This window comes from Pseudomonas asplenii, assembly GCF_900105475.1.
In the GTDB taxonomy this organism is placed as follows: Bacteria; Pseudomonadota; Gammaproteobacteria; order Pseudomonadales; family Pseudomonadaceae; genus Aquipseudomonas; species Aquipseudomonas asplenii.
In genome coordinates this window covers 2,726,083-2,744,191 of record NZ_LT629777.1, presented here as the reverse complement: position 1 = coordinate 2,744,191, position 18,109 = coordinate 2,726,083, and the positions used below count along the sequence as shown (strand labels likewise).

At 63.3% G+C, this 18,109-nt stretch carries 18 protein-coding genes; 13 read left to right on the top strand and 5 right to left on the bottom strand.

Going from position 1 to position 18,109, the window contains the following annotated elements:
• The first annotated feature begins 1 nt into the window (after position 1).
• The 8 genes from BLU37_RS12535 to BLU37_RS12500 all read left to right on the top strand — a co-directional run bounded on the left by BLU37_RS12535 (position 2) and on the right by BLU37_RS12500 (position 8,248).
• Positions 2–1,111: a mannuronate-specific alginate lyase gene (locus BLU37_RS12535; protein ID WP_090205260.1), complete on the top strand. Its 1,110-nt coding sequence runs from the start codon at positions 2–4 to the stop codon at positions 1,109–1,111.
• A gap of 147 nt (positions 1,112–1,258) precedes the next feature.
• A complete protein-coding gene (locus BLU37_RS12530; RefSeq protein WP_090205258.1) occupies positions 1,259–2,815 on the top strand; it encodes an MBOAT family O-acyltransferase in 1,557 nt (518 codons plus the stop codon).
• Positions 2,816–2,826: 11 nt separating this feature from the next.
• Positions 2,827–4,005 carry an alginate O-acetyltransferase gene (locus BLU37_RS12525; RefSeq protein WP_090205255.1) on the top strand — a complete coding sequence of 393 codons (1,179 nt, stop codon included), beginning with the start codon at positions 2,827–2,829 and terminating at the stop codon, positions 4,003–4,005.
• Between the two features lie 15 nt (positions 4,006–4,020).
• Positions 4,021–4,689: an alginate O-acetyltransferase AlgF gene (locus tag BLU37_RS12520; protein WP_026007333.1), complete on the top strand. Its 669-nt coding sequence runs from the start codon at positions 4,021–4,023 to the stop codon at positions 4,687–4,689.
• Positions 4,690–4,826: 137 nt separating this feature from the next.
• A complete protein-coding gene (locus BLU37_RS12515) occupies positions 4,827–6,278 on the top strand; it encodes a mannose-1-phosphate guanylyltransferase/mannose-6-phosphate isomerase (RefSeq protein WP_010445132.1) in 1,452 nt (483 codons plus the stop codon).
• A gap of 161 nt (positions 6,279–6,439) precedes the next feature.
• Entirely contained in the window at positions 6,440–6,904 is a 465-nt protein-coding gene (locus BLU37_RS12510) for a hypothetical protein (protein ID WP_029534126.1), read from the top strand.
• 108 nt (positions 6,905–7,012) lie between these two features.
• Complete coding sequence (locus tag BLU37_RS12505) at positions 7,013–7,414, top strand: thioredoxin domain-containing protein (protein WP_090205252.1); 402 nt, start codon at positions 7,013–7,015, stop codon at positions 7,412–7,414.
• 9 nt (positions 7,415–7,423) lie between these two features.
• Positions 7,424–8,248: an SDR family oxidoreductase gene (locus BLU37_RS12500; RefSeq protein WP_090205249.1), complete on the top strand. Its 825-nt coding sequence runs from the start codon at positions 7,424–7,426 to the stop codon at positions 8,246–8,248.
• On the opposite strand, the gene BLU37_RS12495 is transcribed toward BLU37_RS12500, so the two are convergent.
• A complete protein-coding gene (locus tag BLU37_RS12495; RefSeq protein WP_090205247.1) occupies positions 8,249–9,139 on the bottom strand; it encodes a LysR family transcriptional regulator in 891 nt (296 codons plus the stop codon).
• A gap of 110 nt (positions 9,140–9,249) precedes the next feature.
• Between BLU37_RS12495 and BLU37_RS29010 the strand changes: the two genes are divergently transcribed.
• Together BLU37_RS29010 and BLU37_RS12490 are read left to right on the top strand one after the other, a co-directional pair.
• The gene (locus BLU37_RS29010) at positions 9,250–9,387 is read left to right on the top strand and encodes a hypothetical protein (RefSeq protein ID WP_157696376.1); all 138 of its coding nucleotides are present in this window, start codon (positions 9,250–9,252) and stop codon (positions 9,385–9,387) included.
• Entirely contained in the window at positions 9,384–9,782 is a 399-nt protein-coding gene (locus BLU37_RS12490) for a DUF4440 domain-containing protein (RefSeq protein ID WP_090205244.1), read from the top strand. Before BLU37_RS29010 ends, BLU37_RS12490 begins: the two co-directional genes overlap by 4 nt.
• Before the next feature lie 137 nt (positions 9,783–9,919).
• On the opposite strand, the gene BLU37_RS12485 is transcribed toward BLU37_RS12490, so the two are convergent.
• Genes BLU37_RS12485 through BLU37_RS12470 form a run of 4 tightly spaced genes read right to left on the bottom strand, consistent with a single transcriptional unit; the run spans position 9,920 to position 14,689 of the window.
• Entirely contained in the window at positions 9,920–10,780 is an 861-nt protein-coding gene (locus BLU37_RS12485) for an efflux RND transporter periplasmic adaptor subunit (RefSeq protein ID WP_090205241.1), read from the bottom strand.
• Between the two features lie 10 nt (positions 10,781–10,790).
• A complete protein-coding gene (locus BLU37_RS12480; RefSeq protein ID WP_010445139.1) occupies positions 10,791–10,991 on the bottom strand; it encodes a DUF1656 domain-containing protein in 201 nt (66 codons plus the stop codon).
• Positions 10,981–13,167, bottom strand: a complete 2,187-nt coding sequence (locus tag BLU37_RS12475) for an FUSC family protein (RefSeq protein WP_090205238.1) — start codon at positions 13,165–13,167, stop codon at positions 10,981–10,983. The genes BLU37_RS12480 and BLU37_RS12475 overlap by 11 nt, the downstream gene beginning before the upstream one ends.
• 10 nt (positions 13,168–13,177) lie before the next feature.
• Complete coding sequence (locus BLU37_RS12470; RefSeq protein ID WP_090205236.1) at positions 13,178–14,689, bottom strand: efflux transporter outer membrane subunit; 1,512 nt, start codon at positions 14,687–14,689, stop codon at positions 13,178–13,180.
• Between the two features lie 262 nt (positions 14,690–14,951).
• Here BLU37_RS12470 and BLU37_RS12465 point away from each other — a divergent pair, with 262 nt between their 5' ends.
• The 3 genes from BLU37_RS12465 to BLU37_RS12455 are packed head-to-tail and all read left to right on the top strand — an operon-like array spanning position 14,952 to position 18,044.
• Positions 14,952–15,368 (top strand): hypothetical protein, encoded by a 417-nt coding sequence (locus BLU37_RS12465; protein ID WP_090205233.1) that lies wholly within the window; start codon positions 14,952–14,954, stop codon positions 15,366–15,368.
• 15 nt (positions 15,369–15,383) lie between these two features.
• Positions 15,384–15,743 carry a hypothetical protein gene (locus tag BLU37_RS12460; RefSeq protein WP_090205230.1) on the top strand — a complete coding sequence of 120 codons (360 nt, stop codon included), beginning with the start codon at positions 15,384–15,386 and terminating at the stop codon, positions 15,741–15,743.
• 6 nt (positions 15,744–15,749) lie between these two features.
• Complete coding sequence (locus tag BLU37_RS12455; protein WP_232000500.1) at positions 15,750–18,044, top strand: hypothetical protein; 2,295 nt, start codon at positions 15,750–15,752, stop codon at positions 18,042–18,044.
• Positions 18,045–18,109 lie beyond the last annotated feature (65 nt).

Sequence of the window (18,109 nt, the reverse complement as noted above, 5' to 3'; positions counted from 1 at the left end):
GATGACTATCCGCACACTGCTCGTTCCTTCACTCCTGGGCCTGGCGATCTTCGCCGGGGCCGCCCAGGCCGCCGCGCCCTTGCGCCCACCGCAGGGTTATTTCGCCGCCGTCGACAAGGTCAAGAGCGGCGACAGCAGCGAAGGCTGTGACGCCATGCCCCAGCCCTACACCGGCCAGTTGCAGTTCCGCAGCAAATACGAAGGCTCCGACAAGGCGCGGGCGACCCTCAACGTCCAGTCGGAACAGGCCTTTCGCAACAGCACTTCCGACATCACCAGCATGGAGCGTGGCACCAGCAAGCAGGTGATGCAGTTCATGCGCGATGGCCGCCCGCAGGAATTGAGCTGCACGCTCAACTGGCTGACTGCCTGGGCCCAGGCCGACGCGCTGACCTCCAAAGACTTCAACCATACCGGCAAGTCCATGCGCAAATGGGCCCTGGGCAGCATGGCCGCGTCCTATATCCGCCTGAAGTTCTCCGACTCGCGCCCCCTGGCCACCCACCAGAAAGAGGCACAGCAGATCGAGGCCTGGTTCGGCAAGCTGGCCGACCAGGTGGTCAGCGACTGGGACAACCTGCCCCTGGATAAAACCAACAACCACTCGTACTGGGCCGCCTGGGCAGTCATGGCGACCGCCATCGCCACCGACCGCCGCGACCTGTTCGACTGGGCAGTGAAGGAATACAAGGTCGGCGCCAACCAGGTCGATGCGCAGGGTTTCCTGCCCAACGAACTCAAGCGCCAGCAACGCGCCCTGGCCTACCACAACTACGCGCTGCCGCCGCTGGCAATGATCGCCAGTTTCGCCCTGGCCAACGGCGTCGACCTGCGCCAGGAAAACAACGGTGCGCTCAAGCGCCTGGGCGACCGGGTGCTGGCCGGGGTCAAGGACCCCGAGCAGTTCCAGGCCCGTAACGGCCGCGAACAGGACATGACCGACCTCAAGGTCGACAGCAAATTCGCCTGGCTGGAACCCTACTGCACGCTCTACACCTGCCCGGACGATGTGCTGCAACGCAAGCACGGAATGCAGCCGTTCAAGGCGTTCCGCCTCGGTGGTGACCTGACCAAGGTCTACGACCCGGCGCACGAGAAGGGTAACCGCTAGCACGATTGAAACACCTTGTGGCGAGCGGGCTTGCCCACTCGCCACAAAAACCGGGCCACAAAAACCGGTGTACAGCCCCTCATTTTTTACGGGGGGTTTGGGGGGGCTTTGGCCCTGGACTGTTGACTCAGACAAGGAGAGATCAGGATGGTCTTCTCATCCAATGTGTTCCTGTTCCTGTTCCTGCCGATCTTTCTCGGCTTGTATTACCTGAGCGGGCAACGCTATCGCAACCTGCTGTTGCTGGCCGCCAGCTACGTGTTCTATGCCTGGTGGCGGGTGGACTTCCTGGCGCTGTTCGCCGGCGTGACCCTGTGGAACTACTGGATCGGTCTGAAAGTCGGCGCCGCCGGCGTACGCAGCAAACCGGCCCAGCGCTGGCTGCTGCTCGGCGTGGCGGTCGACCTGTGCATCCTCGGCTACTTCAAGTACGCCAACTTCGGCGTCGACAGCCTCAACGCGATCATGACCTCGTTCGGCCTCGAGCCGTTCATCCTGACCCACGTGCTGCTGCCGATCGGAATCTCGTTCTACATCTTCGAGTCCATCAGCTACATCATCGACGTCTATCGCGGCGACACCCCGGCCACCCGCAACCTGATCGACTTCGCGGCTTTCGTGGCGATCTTCCCGCACCTGATCGCCGGTCCCGTGCTGCGCTTTCGTGACCTGGCCGACCAGTTCAACCACCGCACCCACACCCTCGACAAATTCTCCGAGGGTGCCACGCGGTTCATGCAGGGTTTCATCAAGAAGGTATTTATCGCCGACACCCTGGCAGTGGTCGCCGACCATTGCTTCGCCCTGCAAAACCCGACCACCGGCGATGCCTGGCTCGGCGCCCTGGCCTACACCGCGCAACTGTATTTCGACTTCTCCGGCTACAGCGACATGGCCATCGGCCTGGGCCTGATGATGGGCTTCCGCTTCATGGAGAACTTCAAGCAGCCGTACATCAGCCAGTCGATCACCGAGTTCTGGCGGCGCTGGCACATCAGCCTGTCGACCTGGCTGCGCGACTACCTGTACATCACCCTCGGCGGCAACCGTCGCGGCACCCTGATCACCTACCGCAACCTGTTCCTGACCATGCTGCTCGGTGGCCTGTGGCACGGTGCGAACATCACCTACATCGTCTGGGGTGCCTGGCATGGCATGTGGCTGGCGATCGAAAAGGCCCTGGGCATCAACACCACGCCGCGCAGCCTGAACCCGATCCGCTGGGCGCTGACCTTCCTGCTGGTGATCATGGGCTGGGTGATCTTCCGTGCCGAGAACCTGCATGTGGCCGGCCGCATGTACGGCGCCATGTTCAGCTTCGGCGACTGGTCGCTGTCGGAACTCAATCGCGCCAGCCTCACCGGCCTGCAAGTGGCAACCCTGGTGGTGGCCTACGCGACCCTGGCGTTCTTCGGCCTGCGTGACCTGTACCGCAACCCACCCGCCAGCAAGGCAAAAGCCCAGCCGGCCGATGGCCCGGGTGCGGCACAACCCGGCCTGATCAAAGCCGCCCCCGGCGAATCGGCCGGCAGTATCCACGAGCCCGGCTACACCGTCGGCGTCGAGGCCCAGGTGCAACCGGCGTATTGGGTCGCCGACTGGCCGCGCTACGTGATGCGCGCCCTGGTACTGCTGCTGTTCATCGCCTCGATTCTCAAACTCTCGGCGCAAAGCTTCTCGCCGTTCCTCTACTTCCAATTCTGAGGGAGCCGACCATGACCCGCTCATTACGCATCCTCTACATCGCGCTGTTCCTCGTCCTGCTGCTGGTGCTGGGCCTGTGGTCCCTGCGCAGCTTCATCGGGTTCAGCACCAACCCCGACGCAACCGTGCTCAACGGGCGCTGGGCCAAGGCCATCGAGACCCACTACGACGACGAGTTCCCGATCAAGCGCCTGGGCACCAACCTCTGGGCTGCGCTGGACTTCAAGCTGTTCAACGAAGGCCGTCCGGGCGTGGTGCTGGGCCGTGACCAATGGCTGTATAGCGACGAGGAATTCAAACCGGTCGCCGGCCAGCAGCAGAACCTGCAAGGCAACTACGCGCTGGTCGAAGGCGTACGCAAGACCCTCAAGGACAAGGGCGTGAATCTGGTTCTGGCGATCGTCCCGGCCAAGGTCCGGTTGTACCCGGAACACCTCGGTGACGAGCGCCCGGCCAGCATCCATGCCGACCTCTACCGTGACTTCCACGCCCGCGCCGCCGCCGAGCACATCCTCGCTCCCGACCTGCTCGGCCCACTGCAACAAGCCAAGCAGAACGGCCAGCAGGTATTCCTGCGGACCGACACCCACTGGACTCCGGACGGAGCCCAGGTTGCCGCGAACCAGCTGGCCAAGGCGATTGCCCAGGCCATGCCGCTCAGTGGCCAGCCGCAGCGCTTTGTCACCGAGGCCGAGAAGACCGAAACGCACAAGGGCGACCTGCGCCTGTTCCTGCCGCTGGACCCTCTGTTCGAGAACCTGATGCCGGCGAAGGAACCGCTGGAGAAACGCGTGACCCGTGCTGTCGAAACCCCGGCGGCCGGCGACGACGCCCTGTTCGCCGACAACGAGGTGCCGGTGGCACTGATCGGCACCAGCTACAGCGCCAACCCGAACTGGAACTTCGTCGGCGCGCTGAAGCAGGCCCTGCACAGCGACGTGGTCAATTACGCCGAAGACGGGCATGGCCCGATCCTGCCGATGCTCGCCTACCTGAAAAGCGATGCTTTCAAGAACAACCCACCTCAGGTGCTGATCTGGGAATTCCCGGAGCGCTATCTGCCGGTCAACAACGAAATCGGCGATGCCGACCCACAGTGGGTCGCGCAGTTGAAAGCCGCTGGTAACCGCCAACAGAACCTGGTTCTGAACACAAACCGATCCAAGTCGCCTGAACAGGCACAAAACTGAAAAGAGGTATGCACCATGACTTTTACTAAAACTGGTAGAAACGCCCACGGCCGTACCGTCAAGACCCTGGCCATGGCCGCTGGCCTCAGCCTGCTCTCGCTGCAGGCGTGGGCCGCCGGCGACGCCGCCCTGTACGGCCCGACCGCACCGAAAGGCTCGAGCTTCGTACGCCTGTACAACGCCAGCAACCAGGAGGTCAGCGCCACCGTCGGCGCCACTGCGCTCAACGACATCGCACCGTTGGCCAGCAGCGACTTCAGCTTCATGCCCGGCGGCGACTACAGCGCCAAGGTCGGCAGCCAGAGCCTGCCGGTGAAACTTGCCCCCGACCACTATTACACCCTGGTCAACAACGCCAGCGGCCAGCCGCAGTTGATCGAGGAGCCGCCTTTCAAGAACAAGCAGAAATCGCTGGTGCGCGTACAGAACCTCAGTGACAAGGCGCTGACCCTCAAGACCGCCGACGGCAAGACCGACGTGGTCCAGTCGGTGGCCGCCAAGGGCCGTGGCGAACGCGAGATCAACCCGGTGAAAGTCAGCTTCGCCCTGTACGACGGCAACCAGAAGGTCAGCGACCTCAAGCCGGTCGCCCTGGAGCGCGGCGAAGCGGCAGTGCTCTACGTCACCGGCAGTGGCAGCAGCCTGTCGCCAGTCTGGGTCAAGCGCCCGGTGTCGACCCGCTGATGAACTCGCCGGACGAACAATCCCATGAGCACCTGCTCCTACAGGCAGGTGCCACCCCGGGAAGTCGTCCGGCACGAAACAACAACAAGACAGCCCACAGTAGCTCTGAACCCAATATCGTTTAAAGGAGTAACAGCATGATCCCGGTAATCCTCTCTGGTGGTAGCGGCTCCCGTCTCTGGCCACTGTCGCGCAAGCAGTTTCCCAAACAATTCCTCGCCCTCACCGGCGAACAGACGCTGTTCCAACAAACCATCGAACGCCTGGTGTTCGAAGGCATGGATACACCGATCGTGGTCTGTAACAAGGATCACCGTTTCATCGTCAACGAGCAGTTGCAGAGCCGCAATCTCGAAGCCCAGCGCCTGCTGATGGAACCCTTCGGCCGCAACACCGCCCCAGCCGTGGCGCTGACCGCGATGATGCTGGTCAACGAAGGCCGTGACGAACTGATGCTGGTCCTGCCGGCCGACCATGTGCTGGAAGACCAGAAAGGCCTGCAGCGCGCCCTGGCCCTGGCCACCGTGGCCGCCGAGCGCGGCGAGATGGTGCTGTTCGGCGTACCGGCGACCAAGCCGGAAACCGGCTACGGCTACATCAAGTCGAGCAACGATGCGCTGCTGCCGGAAGGCGTCAGCCGGGTTTCGCAGTTCGTCGAGAAGCCCGATGAAAAACGCGCCGTCGAGTTCGTCGAGGCCGGCGGTTATTTCTGGAACAGCGGCATGTTCCTGTTCCGCGCCAGCCGCTTCCTCGAAGAGCTGAAAAAGCACGATCCGGACATCTATGACACCTGCCTGCTGACCCTCGAACGCAGCCAGCAGGACGCCGACAGCGTGATCCTCGACGAAGCCACCTTCGCCCAGTGCCCGGACAACTCCATCGACTACGCAGTAATGGAAAAGACCCAACGCGCCTGCGTGGTGCCGCTGACCGCCGGCTGGAGCGATGTAGGCTGCTGGTCGTCGCTGTGGGACGTGCATGAAAAGGACGAGAACGGCAACGTCAGCAAGGGCGACGTGGTGATCCAGGACAGCCGCAACTGCATGATCCACGGCAACGGCAAGCTGGTGTCGGTGATCGGCCTGGAGAACATTGTCGTGGTCGAGACCAAGGATGCGATGATGATCGCCCACAAGGACAAGGTCCAGGGCGTGAAACAACTGGTCAACACCCTCAACGAACAGGGCCGCAGCGAAACCCAGAACCACTGCGAAGTGTACCGGCCATGGGGTTCCTATGACTCGGTGGACATGGGCGGGCGTTTCCAGGTCAAGCACATCTCGGTCAAGCCGGGCGCGTGCCTGTCGCTGCAGATGCACCACCACCGCGCCGAACACTGGATCGTGGTCAGCGGCACCGCCGAAGTGACCTGCGACGAGAACGTGTTCCTGCTCTGCGAGAACCAGTCCACCTACATCCCGATCGCCTCGGTGCACCGCCTGCGCAACCCGGGCAAGATCCCGCTGGAGATCATCGAAGTGCAATCGGGCAGCTACCTGGGCGAAGACGACATCGAGCGCTTCGAAGATATCTACGGTCGTTCGACGCCGGTTGAGCGGGGTGTATCAGTGAAGACCATCGCCCAGTAATTTCCGCGTTCCACCACCTTTGCCCTGCCAACCACGTCCCCTATCCGTGGCTGGCAGGGCCGGGGTGTCCCCCCGCCCTGAATGCATGGCAATCGCCAAAGTGAATCTACGCCACCTACACTGTTAGGATGAGGCTTCCCGCATTTTCGAGGCATCTCTTCATGTTCATCGGCGTCCTGCTGATCGTCACCTGGCTGATCCTGCTATTGCGCTACCCCGCCAAGGCCTTGCCGGTGTCCATGGCTGCCTTGGCCGGGCTCGGGTTGGTGGCCGCCTGGGTCGCCTGGATGGATACTCGCGAAGCCCGACAACTGGCGCGCCTGGAGATGCGTATCAGCTACGCCGCCGAGCACTGTCCCGCTGACCGGCCACTGCAACTGAAAATGAAAAACGACAATGACGTGCCCCTGGTCGAACTACGCTGGCGCATCGCCGCCTACGCGCCGGGCGATACCGTCAACCTCGCCGAAAACAGCTATGCCGCGCCACGCTATCGTGGCCCCGGCGAACTGCAGCCTGCCAGCGCCTGGGAAGATTGCCTGCCGATGCCGCCGTTGCGCCCCGGCTACCGTCCACAGACCCTGGAATTTCGTGCCGAGCATCTGCAAGGCAGTTTTTCCGGCTGAAATTCGCAGTAGTGGCACATCGCCACCTGTCATTTATGACAGGTTACAACCTCCTGAAATTGACGTTGAATACCCCCTGTCCGCGCAACCAGCCAGCAGGGGGCCCGAATGAAGAGCAACACCACCGTCATCGAGATCAAGACCCGGCGCGCCTTCCGCAGCGAGTTGGGCAGCCTGGAGGTGCCGCTGATCCGCCCCAAGCCCTCGGTGATCCTGGTCTACGGCTATGGCTGCCCGCCATGCGACCAACTCAAGCCGAAGATTGCCGCGCTGGCCGCCGGGCCCTATCGGGACAAGGTGGCGTTTTTCCAGCTCAGCATCCCGATCTTCAGGTTGCTGCAACCGAATCTCGAGATCCAGTACGTCCCCACTCTGTTTTTTCTCGATGGCCATGGCGGCCAGACCCGCATGCATGGCACCAACCGGGAAAAGATCAAACAGGGGCTCGATGCACTCTTTTTTGTACCGGACAAGGTATTCTCGGAGGTCTTCGACTCCCAGTCCTCATAAGGATGTGCCATGCCCGTCACCTTGATCACCGGATGCTCCAGCGGTATCGGCCGCGCCCTGGCCGATGCGTTCCGACAAGCCGGTCATGAAGTCTGGGCCACCGCACGCAAGTCCGAAGATGTCGCCGCGCTGGCCGCCGCCGGGTTCACCGCCGTGCAATTGGATGTCAACGATGGCGATGCGCTGCAACAGTTGGCCAAGCGTATCGAACAGCATCCGGCGGGCCTGGACATCCTGATCAACAACGCCGGCTACGGCGCCATGGGGCCGCTGCTCGATGGCGGTGTCGAGGCCCTGCAGCGGCAGTTCGAAACCAACGTCTTCGCCGTCGTCGGCGTCACCCGCGCCCTGCTCCCGGCGCTGCGCCGCAGCCGTGGGTTGGTGGTGAACATCGGCAGTGTGTCGGGTGTGCTGGTCACGCCGTTTGCCGGTGCCTATTGCGCGTCCAAGGCGGCGGTGCATGCCCTGAGCGATGCGCTGCGCATGGAACTGGCGCCGTTTGGGGTAAGAGTGATGGAAGTACAACCCGGAGCCATCGATACCCACTTCGCCAAAAATGCCAGCCATGAGGCCGAGCAACTGATTGCCGAAGAGTCGCCCTGGTGGCCGTTGCGCGATGGCATTCGCGCCAGGGCCAACGCCTCGCAGGACCGTCCAACTCCGGCGATCGAGTTTGCCGCCGGCTTGCTCAAGGCCACCCGTCAGGCAAAACCACCGCGTCTGCTGCGCCTGGGCAACGGCAGCCGGGCCCTGCCGCTGCTGGCGAACCTGCTGCCCAAGGGCTTGCTGGAGAAAGTGCTGATGAAGAAGTTCGGCTTGGGTACCCGCCTCTGATCAGGCCTGTTCCTTCATGAAATCGATGAACAACCGCACCTTCAACGGAAGGTGCCGGGTGTTCGGGTACAACGCATAGACCCCCTGTTCGGCAAACTCGAAATCGCTCATCAGCCGACACAGGCGCCCCGTCTCCAGGTCCTCCTGCACCAGCCAGTCCGGCAGAATCGCCACGCCCTGCCCGGCCAGGGCAAAACCGCGCAGCACCGACGAGTTGTCCGCAACGATCCGTGACTGCTCAGTCCGCGGCCGGAAGACAAACCGCTCGCCACTCGACACATGGGTCAGCGCCAAGTCGCCCAGGCGGCCATGGACCAGGCTCTGCGCCTGCTGCAACGCGGCAAAGGTCGGCAGGTCGGCGCCGGGCAGCCCAGCGACGAATCCCGGTGCGGCCACGGCGAAAATGCGGAAGGTCGCCAACTGCGTGGCCCGGTGATTGGAGTCGGATACCTGTCCCAGGCGAATCGCCACGTCGAAACGCTCCGAGATCAAGTCGGCATGGGTCGACGACGTCGACAGATGTACCTTCAACGCCGGGTGTAACTGGCGAAATCGCTCCAGCGCCGGCACCACTTTGGCCAGTGCGTATTCCACCGTGGTGGTGATGCGCAGCATGCCGCGCAACTGCGTGTGCTCCGAACGAGCCTCGTCGATGGCCAACCGCGCCTCTTCGAGCATGCTCAGGCAGCGCCCGTAGAAGCGCTCGCCGGCTTCGGTCAGGGCCAGGCGCCGGGTGTTGCGGGTCAGCAGGGTCACGCCCAGCTCAGCTTCCAGACGCTTGATGTTGAAGCTGACCACCGCCCGGGTCTGCCCCAGCAGTTCGGCCGCGGCTGTCAGCGAACCGGCCTCGACCACGGCCTTGAAAGTATCGAATCGATCCAGGCTGACCATGGGTGCTCCGGCTGATTGTCAAAATATCTTTGACAAACTAGCAGCGAAATCACGGTTTCCCAAGGCCAGGGGCGCGCATAACCTGTCTTCATCAATCGATGGAGCCCGCCATGAGCTATCGCTCGAAAATCGCGCTGGTGTACTTGCTGGGTTTTTCCCTGGACCTGGTGAACAGGTTCGTCGCCCTGCGCCTCGATACGCCAGCGGTGCTGGCCCTGCTGACTACCCCACAAGGAAAACCCGCATGAACGACAAGACGCCTTATCTCGATCAAGTGATCGAAACCCACGAGATCATCGAGCAATGGTTTGCCGGCAAGGTGACGAAGGCCGTTCTGGAACCGCTGCTGGCAAGGTTCTCGCCGGAATTTTCGATGGTGACTCCGGCGGGCAGGCAACTGGACAAATCGGGGTTGGCCGAATTGTTCGCCAGTGCGGGTGGACGTCGGTCGGGATGCCGTATCACCCTGGGTGAACTGGAAGTAGTCGCCCTGCACGATGCAGGTGCCACCCTGCATTACCGTGAGTGGCAGGCTGATGACTCCGGAACAAAGACCGATCGCCTCTCGACCGTCGTGTTTGAAAAAACCGCGGACGGCCGGGTGCTATGGCGTCACCTGCATGAGACCTTCACTCAAGGCTGAAACGCTTTTCTCGTTGTGATCATGGACAAGTCTCGGGGGCCTCTTCGCGGGCAAGCCCTGCTCCTTGTATGTTGTGTACAGGCGAGCCTTGTGGGAGCGGGCTTGCTCGCGAAGAGGCCGGTGAGTCATGCCCCCAGTCACTCCGCCGTCGGCTTGACCACCACCGTGCAGGTGATCCCCGCCGCCAACAACACACCGTCCGGCACCTCATCGATGTGAATCCGCACCGGCACCCGCTGGGCCAGACGCACCCAGTTGAAGGTCGGGTTGACGTCGGCGATCAGCTCGCGGCTCTCGGGATTGTCGCGGTCGTAGATGCCTCGCGAGATGCTCTCCACATGGCCCTTGAGCACCTGCCCGCTCATCAGTTGCAAGTCCGCCGGATCACCGACCTTCACATGGGGCAGCTTGGTCTCTTCGAAGAAGCCATAGACCCAGAACGAGTTCATGTCGACCACCGCCATCTTCGCCTCGCCCATGCGTGCATAGTCGCCGCGGTGCACGTTGAGGTTGGTGACGTAACCGTCCACTGCCGCCCGCACCTGGGTCCGCGCCAGGTTCAGTTGTGCCGCTTCCAGTTGCGCCTGGGCCTGCTGGTAGTCGGCCAGGGCCGCATCGGCGAGGTTGCCGGCGTCGTCACGGCTTTCCCTGGAAATCACCAGGCTGTCCAGGTCGGCACGGCGATGGGCGTTGACCTTGCGCATCTCCCAGGTGGCCTTGCGCGAATCCACCAGCGATTGCGCCTGCTTGACGGCGATGCGGTAGTGCTCGGGGTCGATCTGCATCAGCAGGTCACCCTTCTTCACGATCTGGTTGTCGCGCACCGGCACGTCCACCACCTCGCCGGTGACGTCTGCCGCGACGTTGATGATGTCGGCGCGCACCCGGCCGTCACGGGTCCAGGGAGTTTCCATGTACTGCACCCACAGCAACCGGCCGATCCAGATCGCGAGGGCCAGGACCAGCAAGGTGGCGAGCAGGCTGAAAAGCTTTTTCATCAGATCGTTCTCAACGGTAAACAGTGAGCGCCAGGGCGCCGAAGATGCAGCTGAACAGGCTCAGACGCAGCAGCGCCGGATGCCAGAAAAAGCGGTACAGGTCATGGCTGGCGATAAAACGGTCGAGCGCCCAGCCGACGCCTGCGGCGACCAGGAACACCAGGGTCACAGTCGGTAGGTAGAGGCCGTGGAAGGCTATTTCACGCAGCATGGAAGTTTCCTTGTGGGCGGCCCAGGGCTGCCAGCGGCGAATGCGGGTCCAGCAGTGAGGTGCGGATGAAGTGCAGGTAGCTCAGCACCCGGCGCAGCACCGAGGTGTCGAAATGCGGGGCAAAAGGTTCGTCGCTGGCCTGGGCCCGGCTGATGGCGTGATCCACCGCCACCAGCGCACGCTCCAGGTTGCTGGCGCTGGGCTGGATGAACAGGCGCATCAGCGAACGACCCATGACCCGGATCGACTGGCGCCACGGCTGGGATTCGGCGTAGGCCGGATGCACCGGCAAAATCGCCTGCTCCTTGCGCAACTCGATGACCGCGTGGCCGACCTCCAGCACCACGAACATCCAGCGCAGCAGCGCACTCTGTACCTGCGGCTGGCCCGCAGCGAAACCGTAGGCCTGGTGCAGCAGGTCGCGGGTGCCGCTCTCGAACGCCGAACCGAGGCCCTTGAGCTTGCCGCTGATGGCGAACACTACCTGCTCGCGCAGGTCCTGCTCCAGCCGGCGCCATAGCCAGCGGCTGTTGGGCGGCAGGATGATCGCCCCCGCCGCCGCACACACCAGCATGCCCATGACCATGCCGAGGTAGTCGTTGATGAAGGTGTAGGGGTTGTAGATCGTCAGGTTGTCCGGCACCGAGCCGGTGCTGAAGAAGATCAGCAGGCCCACCCCCACGCCCATGTAGGCCGGACGCGACGCAAGGAACGCGCCGAACACGAACACCGGCGCGAGCACCAGGCACAACAATGGGAAGCCGTCGATCCAGGGGAACACGAAGAACATTTCGCCAAAACCGATCAGCGCACCGAGAAAGGTCCCGCAGGCCATCTGGAACGACATGCGCTTGGGGTTCGGCGTCGCCGCCGACAGGCCGACCGTGGCGGCGGCGATCAGAGTCATGGTCGCCCCGCTCGGCCAGGCGGTAGCGACCCAATAGCTGCCCAGCACCAACAGGATGAACGCGGCACGGATACCCGACGCCGAGGCCGCCAGCCAGTTGGTCTTGGGCACGTAGGGCTCATCCCACTGCTCGCGTTCATGGCGGTGCTCGGCCAGGGACGCGTGGGTCAGCGCATAGCTGTGCAATTCCTCGACGAAGCGGTAGAGCAGTTCGAAGGCGGTGTGGAAATCCAGCAGGTCGGCTTCGTCCGGCTCGCTTTCCAGGAACGCCGAGCGCAGGCTGCGGACCTGTTCCGGCAGGCTCGCCTTGTAGTCGGCCAAGTGCTGCGCCAGGCGTGCGGCATCGGCGTCGGTCAGACCCCGCTCGGCAAAGCCGTCGAGCCGTTCGGCGAGGCCCTGGAAGCCCGGCTCGATGGTGGCGAAGACCCTCGACGCCTGGTCACCGTGCAAGCGTTCAATCAGTTGATGCAAGGCATTGAAGCGGGTGGTCAGGGTCATGAACTCGCTGTTGAGCCGGTTCAGGCGACCATTGCGCCGACGCATGTGCGGGTCTTCGAACACGGTGACGCTGCGCAGGCCTTCGATGCCCACGGCCTGGGCGATGAAGCCGAGGTTCGCGGTCTCGAATGCCGCGCTGGCATGCGGGCCACGCAAGCCGCTGCTGACAAATCCGGCAAAGGCGCCAAAACGCTGGTAGAGCGCATTGCGCATGGCCGCGCTGGCACTCTGCGGGAGAATCGCGGCGCTGACGAAGGTCGAGCAGACCAGCCCCAGGGAAATCTCCAGCACCCGCCACACTGCCGCCATGAACGCCCCTTCCGGGTGCGCCAGGGCCGGCAGGCCGACCATCGCCGCGGTGTAGCCGGCAAGCACAAAACCGTAGGCGCGAAAATTGCGGTTGCGCGCCGCACCCGCCGAGCAGACGCCGACCCAGATCGCCAAAGCACCGAGAAACAGCTCGGTGTTTTGCGCGAACAGGGCGATCAGCAGCACCATCACTGCCGAGCCGGCCAGGGTGCCGAGCAGGCGGTAGAAGCTCTTGGCGAACACGTGGCCGCTCTGCGGCTGCATGACGATGAACACGGTGATCATCGCCGTGCGCGGTTGCGGCAGCTCCAGGCGCATGGCCAGCCAGAGGGTCAGGAAGGCGGCAGTGAGAACCTTGAAAATGTAGACCCAGGTCACGCCATCACTACGCGCCCAGTCAAAGAAACCGCGACGCCATTCGAGGGAATACAGCCAGCGCACCGGGGCGGGCAAGGGAGTCATGGGGGAAGTCTCAGTGATCGAAGGCGGCCATCACGGCGGGTGGTTTGGACGGCACGCCAAGCTCCGCTGCCGGCACATCGTTGCCCGCGCCGAGGCCGCCGCCGAGGGCGGTGACCAGTTCGGCGTGGGCACTCAGGCGGGCGGCCTGGACTTGCTGTTCGAGCTGTTGCTGGTGGAACAGCAGGGTCTGGGCATTGAGCACATTGAGGTAATCGGTGAGGCCACGCTGGTAGGCGATCATCGCCAGATCGTAGGTCTTCTGCGCCGCCGCCACCGACTCGGCGGCAAACACCTGCTGCTTGTCCAGCGACTCGCGGCGGATCAGCCGGTCGGAGATACCCTTGAGCGCATTGATCAGAGTCTGGTTGTAGTGGGCCACCGCAATGTCGTAACCGGCGGCCGCTTCACCCAGTTCGGCGCGCAGGCGACCGCCATCGAAGATCGGCAGGGAGATCGCCGGGCCAACGCTGTAGTTGAATTTCTTGCCGGCGAGAAATTCCAGCATGCCACCGCCGGTAGCCATGTAGCCGAGGCTGCCGACCAGGTCGACATTGGGGTAGAAACCGGCGTGGGCGACATCGATACCCCGGGCCTGGGCCGCGACCTGCCAGCGGCTGGCAACCACATCGGGGCGCTGGCCGAGCAGCTCGACCGGCAACGCCGACGGTAGTTTCAGTGCGCTGCGCAGGGACAGCGTAGGACGCTTGAGACGGGCACCCTCACCCGGGCCGAAACCGGCCAGGGCCGCCAGTTGGTTGCGGGTCAGGGCGATTTCCTCGTCCAGCGCATCGAGTTGCCGGTGGGTTTCCGGCAAGGGCGCCTGGGCCTGGCTGACTTCGAACTGGGTACCGATACCACCGGCCAGACGCCGCTGCGCCAAGTCGAAAATCTGCGTCTGCTGGGCCAGGGTCGCCTCGACGATATCGCGCTGGGCATAGTGCAGCGACAGCTGGATGTAGGCGCGGACGATGTTGTCCTGCAGCTCGAGCCGAGCCTGACGCTCTTCGGCGGCGCTCATGTGCGCCAGGTCCACGGCGCGCTCGCTGGCATTGCGCTCGCGTCCCCAGAGGTCGAGGGAATAACTCAGGCCCAGCGCCGCATTGTTGTCCCAGGTGTTGGAACCGGCCAGTTCGCCGGGACCATAGAACTGATCCGTGGCCCATTTATGGCGCTTGAGGCTCGACTCGCCGTTGACCTGCAGCGACTCGGCCGCTTCGGCCAGGCCGGCCATGGCCCTGGCCTGGCGCACCCGGGCAGCGGCCATGGCCAGGCTCGGGCTGCCTTGCAGGGCCTGGTCTAGCCATTGATCGAGTTGCGGGTCGCCGTACGCCTGCCACCAGCGGGCCGTCGGCCAATGCGCGTCGCGAGCGGCGCTCTGGATCGCTTCGTCGGTGGCCAGGGTATTGGCGGCGAGCCTCTTGCCTTGGGGGACAATACCTCCGGTTCCGATGCAGCCGCCGATTGCCAAGGATAAAACCCAAACACTGAGAGTCTTCAACTCTCTGTTGATGCGACGCGGCACTGCTGCGAATTCCCGACGTGGATGAAGAAGCTTTGGAGCGGCAATTCTAGGGGGCGCCCGGCACGGCGATAAGCGTGGATTCCTGCGAATATTTGTTACCGTTCCCGCGATAATCCGTTGCCTGCCGTGGCGAAAAAACAGGCCGAAGCCAGCGGGTCGATGAGCGAATTGTGATATTGGCGGCCCGACCGCCATGCCAGTCTGAATCCACACCGACGTTGTCACCAGACTGACAATAAAAATCACCAGTCAGAGGCGTCCCATGAACCTGTCTCTCGAACTGCACAGACGCCGTAGTCTTTGCGCCAACCTGCTCACCCCGGCGCCCCTCGAACCCTTGAGTGCATTGCAGCAATGCCTGGCCGGCGACCTGCGGATTGCGGTCCGCCGGCAGGATGACCGCTTGCACCTGCGCACCCTCGATGGCGACCCGTGCACCCTCGAATACGCCGACGGCTACCGGATCAACCGCCTACTGCGAGGCCTCGAACATGTCACGGCCCAGCACTGGCAGAAGCTGAACCTGAGCCTGTGCCGCAACTACATGAGTATCGACTGCGGGGACGCCACGCCGGTGGTCAGGGGCCTGATCAGCGCCAGCCTCTGCCAGCAGCAGGTCCTGCAAGACCTGACCGCCTTTTTCAACCTTTCCTCCGCCGCCAAACAGACTGTCTACTGACACAGGACCTCGGCCATGTCCGAAGCCATCCGTGATGACCTGATCCGCCTTCTGCATAACCAATTGCCGGACCACCCGGCCGATTACTTCCAACTGAGCACCGAGCTGAACCAACACCAGCTGTGGCTGGAGTACAACCGGCCCACGCTGCTGCTGATGCTGGCCCGCCCCGGCGCGCAGAGCGCTGGCGGCTCGACGGACTTCATCGCCCGCGGTCCCGGTGAGCCGGTGATGCTGCTGTTCGATACCTGGTTCCGTGAGCAGGCGGCCAGGGCCCTGTTCGTCGAGCCCTGTAGCGGCGAAAGAGCCAGCATCCTCGCCACCTGCACTGTTTTCCTGCAGCGCTGTGCGAGCGCACACCAGGTCCAGGAGTGAACTACCATGGAACTCGTCCTGAACCCGCGCAGCCATCACGCGTTCTACCCCGAGCTGCCTGCAACCCCGGTGCTGTGCAGCTACAAGCCCAGTGACTCCTATTATAATGAAGCCGTTGCGCTGAGCCCTGACACGCTGGATCTGGTCGACCACCTGCAAGGTTCGGCTCCGCCCCTTGAGGAAGGTGATCGCGCCACCGTGGGCGACCTCTCCAGGTTCGTCCTGGATAAACTGGCGGACAGTCCCTCGCCCCCGCCCGCCTCCCTGCAAAAGCTTCACCGGCAGTTACTGTTGTTGAGCATCACGGCCAAGGAACCGGGCAATCTCGACAAAAAAGAGGCGCAGGCCTGCTACGAGTACTTCAAGACCGCCCAGCACACCTTCGACGAGCATGCACGGTCCTGCAGCGCCCCGCAGCAGACCGAATACCAGCAATTGCGCGATCTGTGCCGAATGCTCAAATGGCAGTTTCGCGCCAGCCGCGATCAGCGCACCAAGAGCGTACTCGACCAGGCCCTGGCCAAGAGCCGGGCAGAGGTGGCCGAAGGTGGCTCGCTGGGCAACCGCGCCAAGCTGGGTATCGGTGCCACGGCACTGGGAGGCGCCAGTATCGTGCCGAGCCTGGAGCTGTCGACAAAACTGGAAACCACCCAGGGCCGCATTATCAAGGACACCACCAGCGTCAGTGCCGGCGTGACGGCACAGGTGTCGCTGGCTAACCTCGCCTCATCGCGTATAAGCGCACAGGTGGAGAAGTCCACCACCCGCAAGTACGGCGACATCGACAGTTACGCCAATGCCCGGAGCCTGTCGAAATGGACCTGGTGGAATGGCTCCAAGCGCGACCTGCTCACCCAGAGTCGAACCCTGTTCGCCAGTTGCAACAATTACAAGAGGAACATCCGCCTCGCCGCCCAAAGCCGCCCCTATCTCGAAAGTAGACTGCGTGAAAACGGTCTGGTCCCGCCGAACTTCGAGCATCACGCACCGCAGGCACAACCCTTCCAGGTCGAACGCGGCCAGCGGGTCGCGTTGACGGCGCAGGCCCAGTTCGATGGTCTGGGAATCGTCAACGCCGGTGCGCAAGCCAAGACGGATCTGCTGCGCACCACGAAAAACAAGGCGCTGGACATCATCGGGGTGTACGACTGGTCGAAGGATTTCGCCCGGCAGTGCCTGGGCAGCCCGCGCGACTACGACACCAGCGTGCCGCAGTTGCTCAGCGACCTGCATGCGCATATCGCCGACAGCAGCCAGCAGTTGAGCCGCGCCGTCCTGCGCAACGAAAGTCCACAACGGCTGCGCCAGCTCGGCGAGGAGATCGACCACCGTTCCCGGCAGTTGGCCAACGACTACATACACCTCAAGCTTCAGGGCGCCATCGCCGATGACTCGGCGCATGACGAGAGCATCCGCCAACTGTTCAAGGAACACGCGCTGCTGCTGCGACCCGACAGCCTGAAGCTCTACACGGCAAAGACCGACACCGAGACCCGGACCATTGCCGTCGAGTCGAAACTCAAGCTCGCTGCGGGCGCCAGCGCGCAAGCCAGCGCGAACATCAGCCTGTCGTCCGTCGTCGAAGATGACCCACACCTGAGCGGCACCTACCTGGACATTACACTCCAGGGCCAGTTCAACACCCTGGAAACCCTGCAGAACCTGATTTCCAGCGGCTTGGCCCAGGCCGGCGTCAGTGGTTTCGACCCGGCACCGATCATCGCGCTGATCGCCGGTACCGTGCTTTACCAGTCCCATGGTGGCTCGGCGAAGTTCACGCTGAAGATCAAGGACGGTAAACCGGTATTGCTGCTGAGCCAGCAGTTCCTCACGCAAAGCGATGACTTCAACCAGACCGTGACCGCAGCGACCCCGCTGGCACTCGAAGTAGGCATTGGCAGTCATGTGCACAACCTCGCGGCGGAACAGTTGGGCAGCCAGTCACTGGACCTGGTCCTGCCAATCGCCCTGGGCAAGCTGGACAAGGGCACGCAGGCCGACCTGGAGGCATGGGACAACTACGTCAACAAACACGCCCAGGCCTTCGACAGGTTGCTCAACAACATCGCCAATCGTCGCGACCATCCACTGCTCGACAAGGAACTGACGCAAATCGGCAAGCACCTGAGCCCCGCTGGACGGCAGGCCATGGAGACGTTGGAGCAAGCAGCCCGCAAAGCCCGTGATGAACCCACCCAGCAGACCTTGCTGGCGGCACGGGAAGCGTTCAAGGCAACGCTCCTGGCCTACATCGACGACTACTATGAGGCAAAGGTCATGAGCGCCTGGCGAATCGAATGAGGCCAATGCCGCAGGAGCCCGGTGACCCGACGGCGACAAGCTGCACATCGCATTGTTACTTCGTG

Coding starts and splice junctions, on each gene's coding strand:
- BLU37_RS12535 (WP_090205260.1), top strand. CDS start 2: ATGACTATCCGCACACTGCTCGTTCCTTCACTCCTGGGCCTGGCGATC.
- BLU37_RS12530 (WP_090205258.1), top strand. CDS start 1,259: ATGGTCTTCTCATCCAATGTGTTCCTGTTCCTGTTCCTGCCGATCTTT.
- BLU37_RS12525 (WP_090205255.1), top strand. CDS start 2,827: ATGACCCGCTCATTACGCATCCTCTACATCGCGCTGTTCCTCGTCCTG.
- BLU37_RS12520 (WP_026007333.1), top strand. CDS start 4,021: ATGACTTTTACTAAAACTGGTAGAAACGCCCACGGCCGTACCGTCAAG.
- BLU37_RS12515 (WP_010445132.1), top strand. CDS start 4,827: ATGATCCCGGTAATCCTCTCTGGTGGTAGCGGCTCCCGTCTCTGGCCA.
- BLU37_RS12510 (WP_029534126.1), top strand. CDS start 6,440: ATGTTCATCGGCGTCCTGCTGATCGTCACCTGGCTGATCCTGCTATTG.
- BLU37_RS12505 (WP_090205252.1), top strand. CDS start 7,013: ATGAAGAGCAACACCACCGTCATCGAGATCAAGACCCGGCGCGCCTTC.
- BLU37_RS12500 (WP_090205249.1), top strand. CDS start 7,424: ATGCCCGTCACCTTGATCACCGGATGCTCCAGCGGTATCGGCCGCGCC.
- BLU37_RS12495 (WP_090205247.1), bottom strand. CDS start 9,139: ATGGTCAGCCTGGATCGATTCGATACTTTCAAGGCCGTGGTCGAGGCC.
- BLU37_RS29010 (WP_157696376.1), top strand. CDS start 9,250: ATGAGCTATCGCTCGAAAATCGCGCTGGTGTACTTGCTGGGTTTTTCC.
- BLU37_RS12490 (WP_090205244.1), top strand. CDS start 9,384: ATGAACGACAAGACGCCTTATCTCGATCAAGTGATCGAAACCCACGAG.
- BLU37_RS12485 (WP_090205241.1), bottom strand. CDS start 10,780: ATGAAAAAGCTTTTCAGCCTGCTCGCCACCTTGCTGGTCCTGGCCCTC.
- BLU37_RS12480 (WP_010445139.1), bottom strand. CDS start 10,991: ATGCTGCGTGAAATAGCCTTCCACGGCCTCTACCTACCGACTGTGACC.
- BLU37_RS12475 (WP_090205238.1), bottom strand. CDS start 13,167: ATGACTCCCTTGCCCGCCCCGGTGCGCTGGCTGTATTCCCTCGAATGG.
- BLU37_RS12465 (WP_090205233.1), top strand. CDS start 14,952: ATGAACCTGTCTCTCGAACTGCACAGACGCCGTAGTCTTTGCGCCAAC.
- BLU37_RS12460 (WP_090205230.1), top strand. CDS start 15,384: ATGTCCGAAGCCATCCGTGATGACCTGATCCGCCTTCTGCATAACCAA.
- BLU37_RS12455 (WP_232000500.1), top strand. CDS start 15,750: ATGGAACTCGTCCTGAACCCGCGCAGCCATCACGCGTTCTACCCCGAG.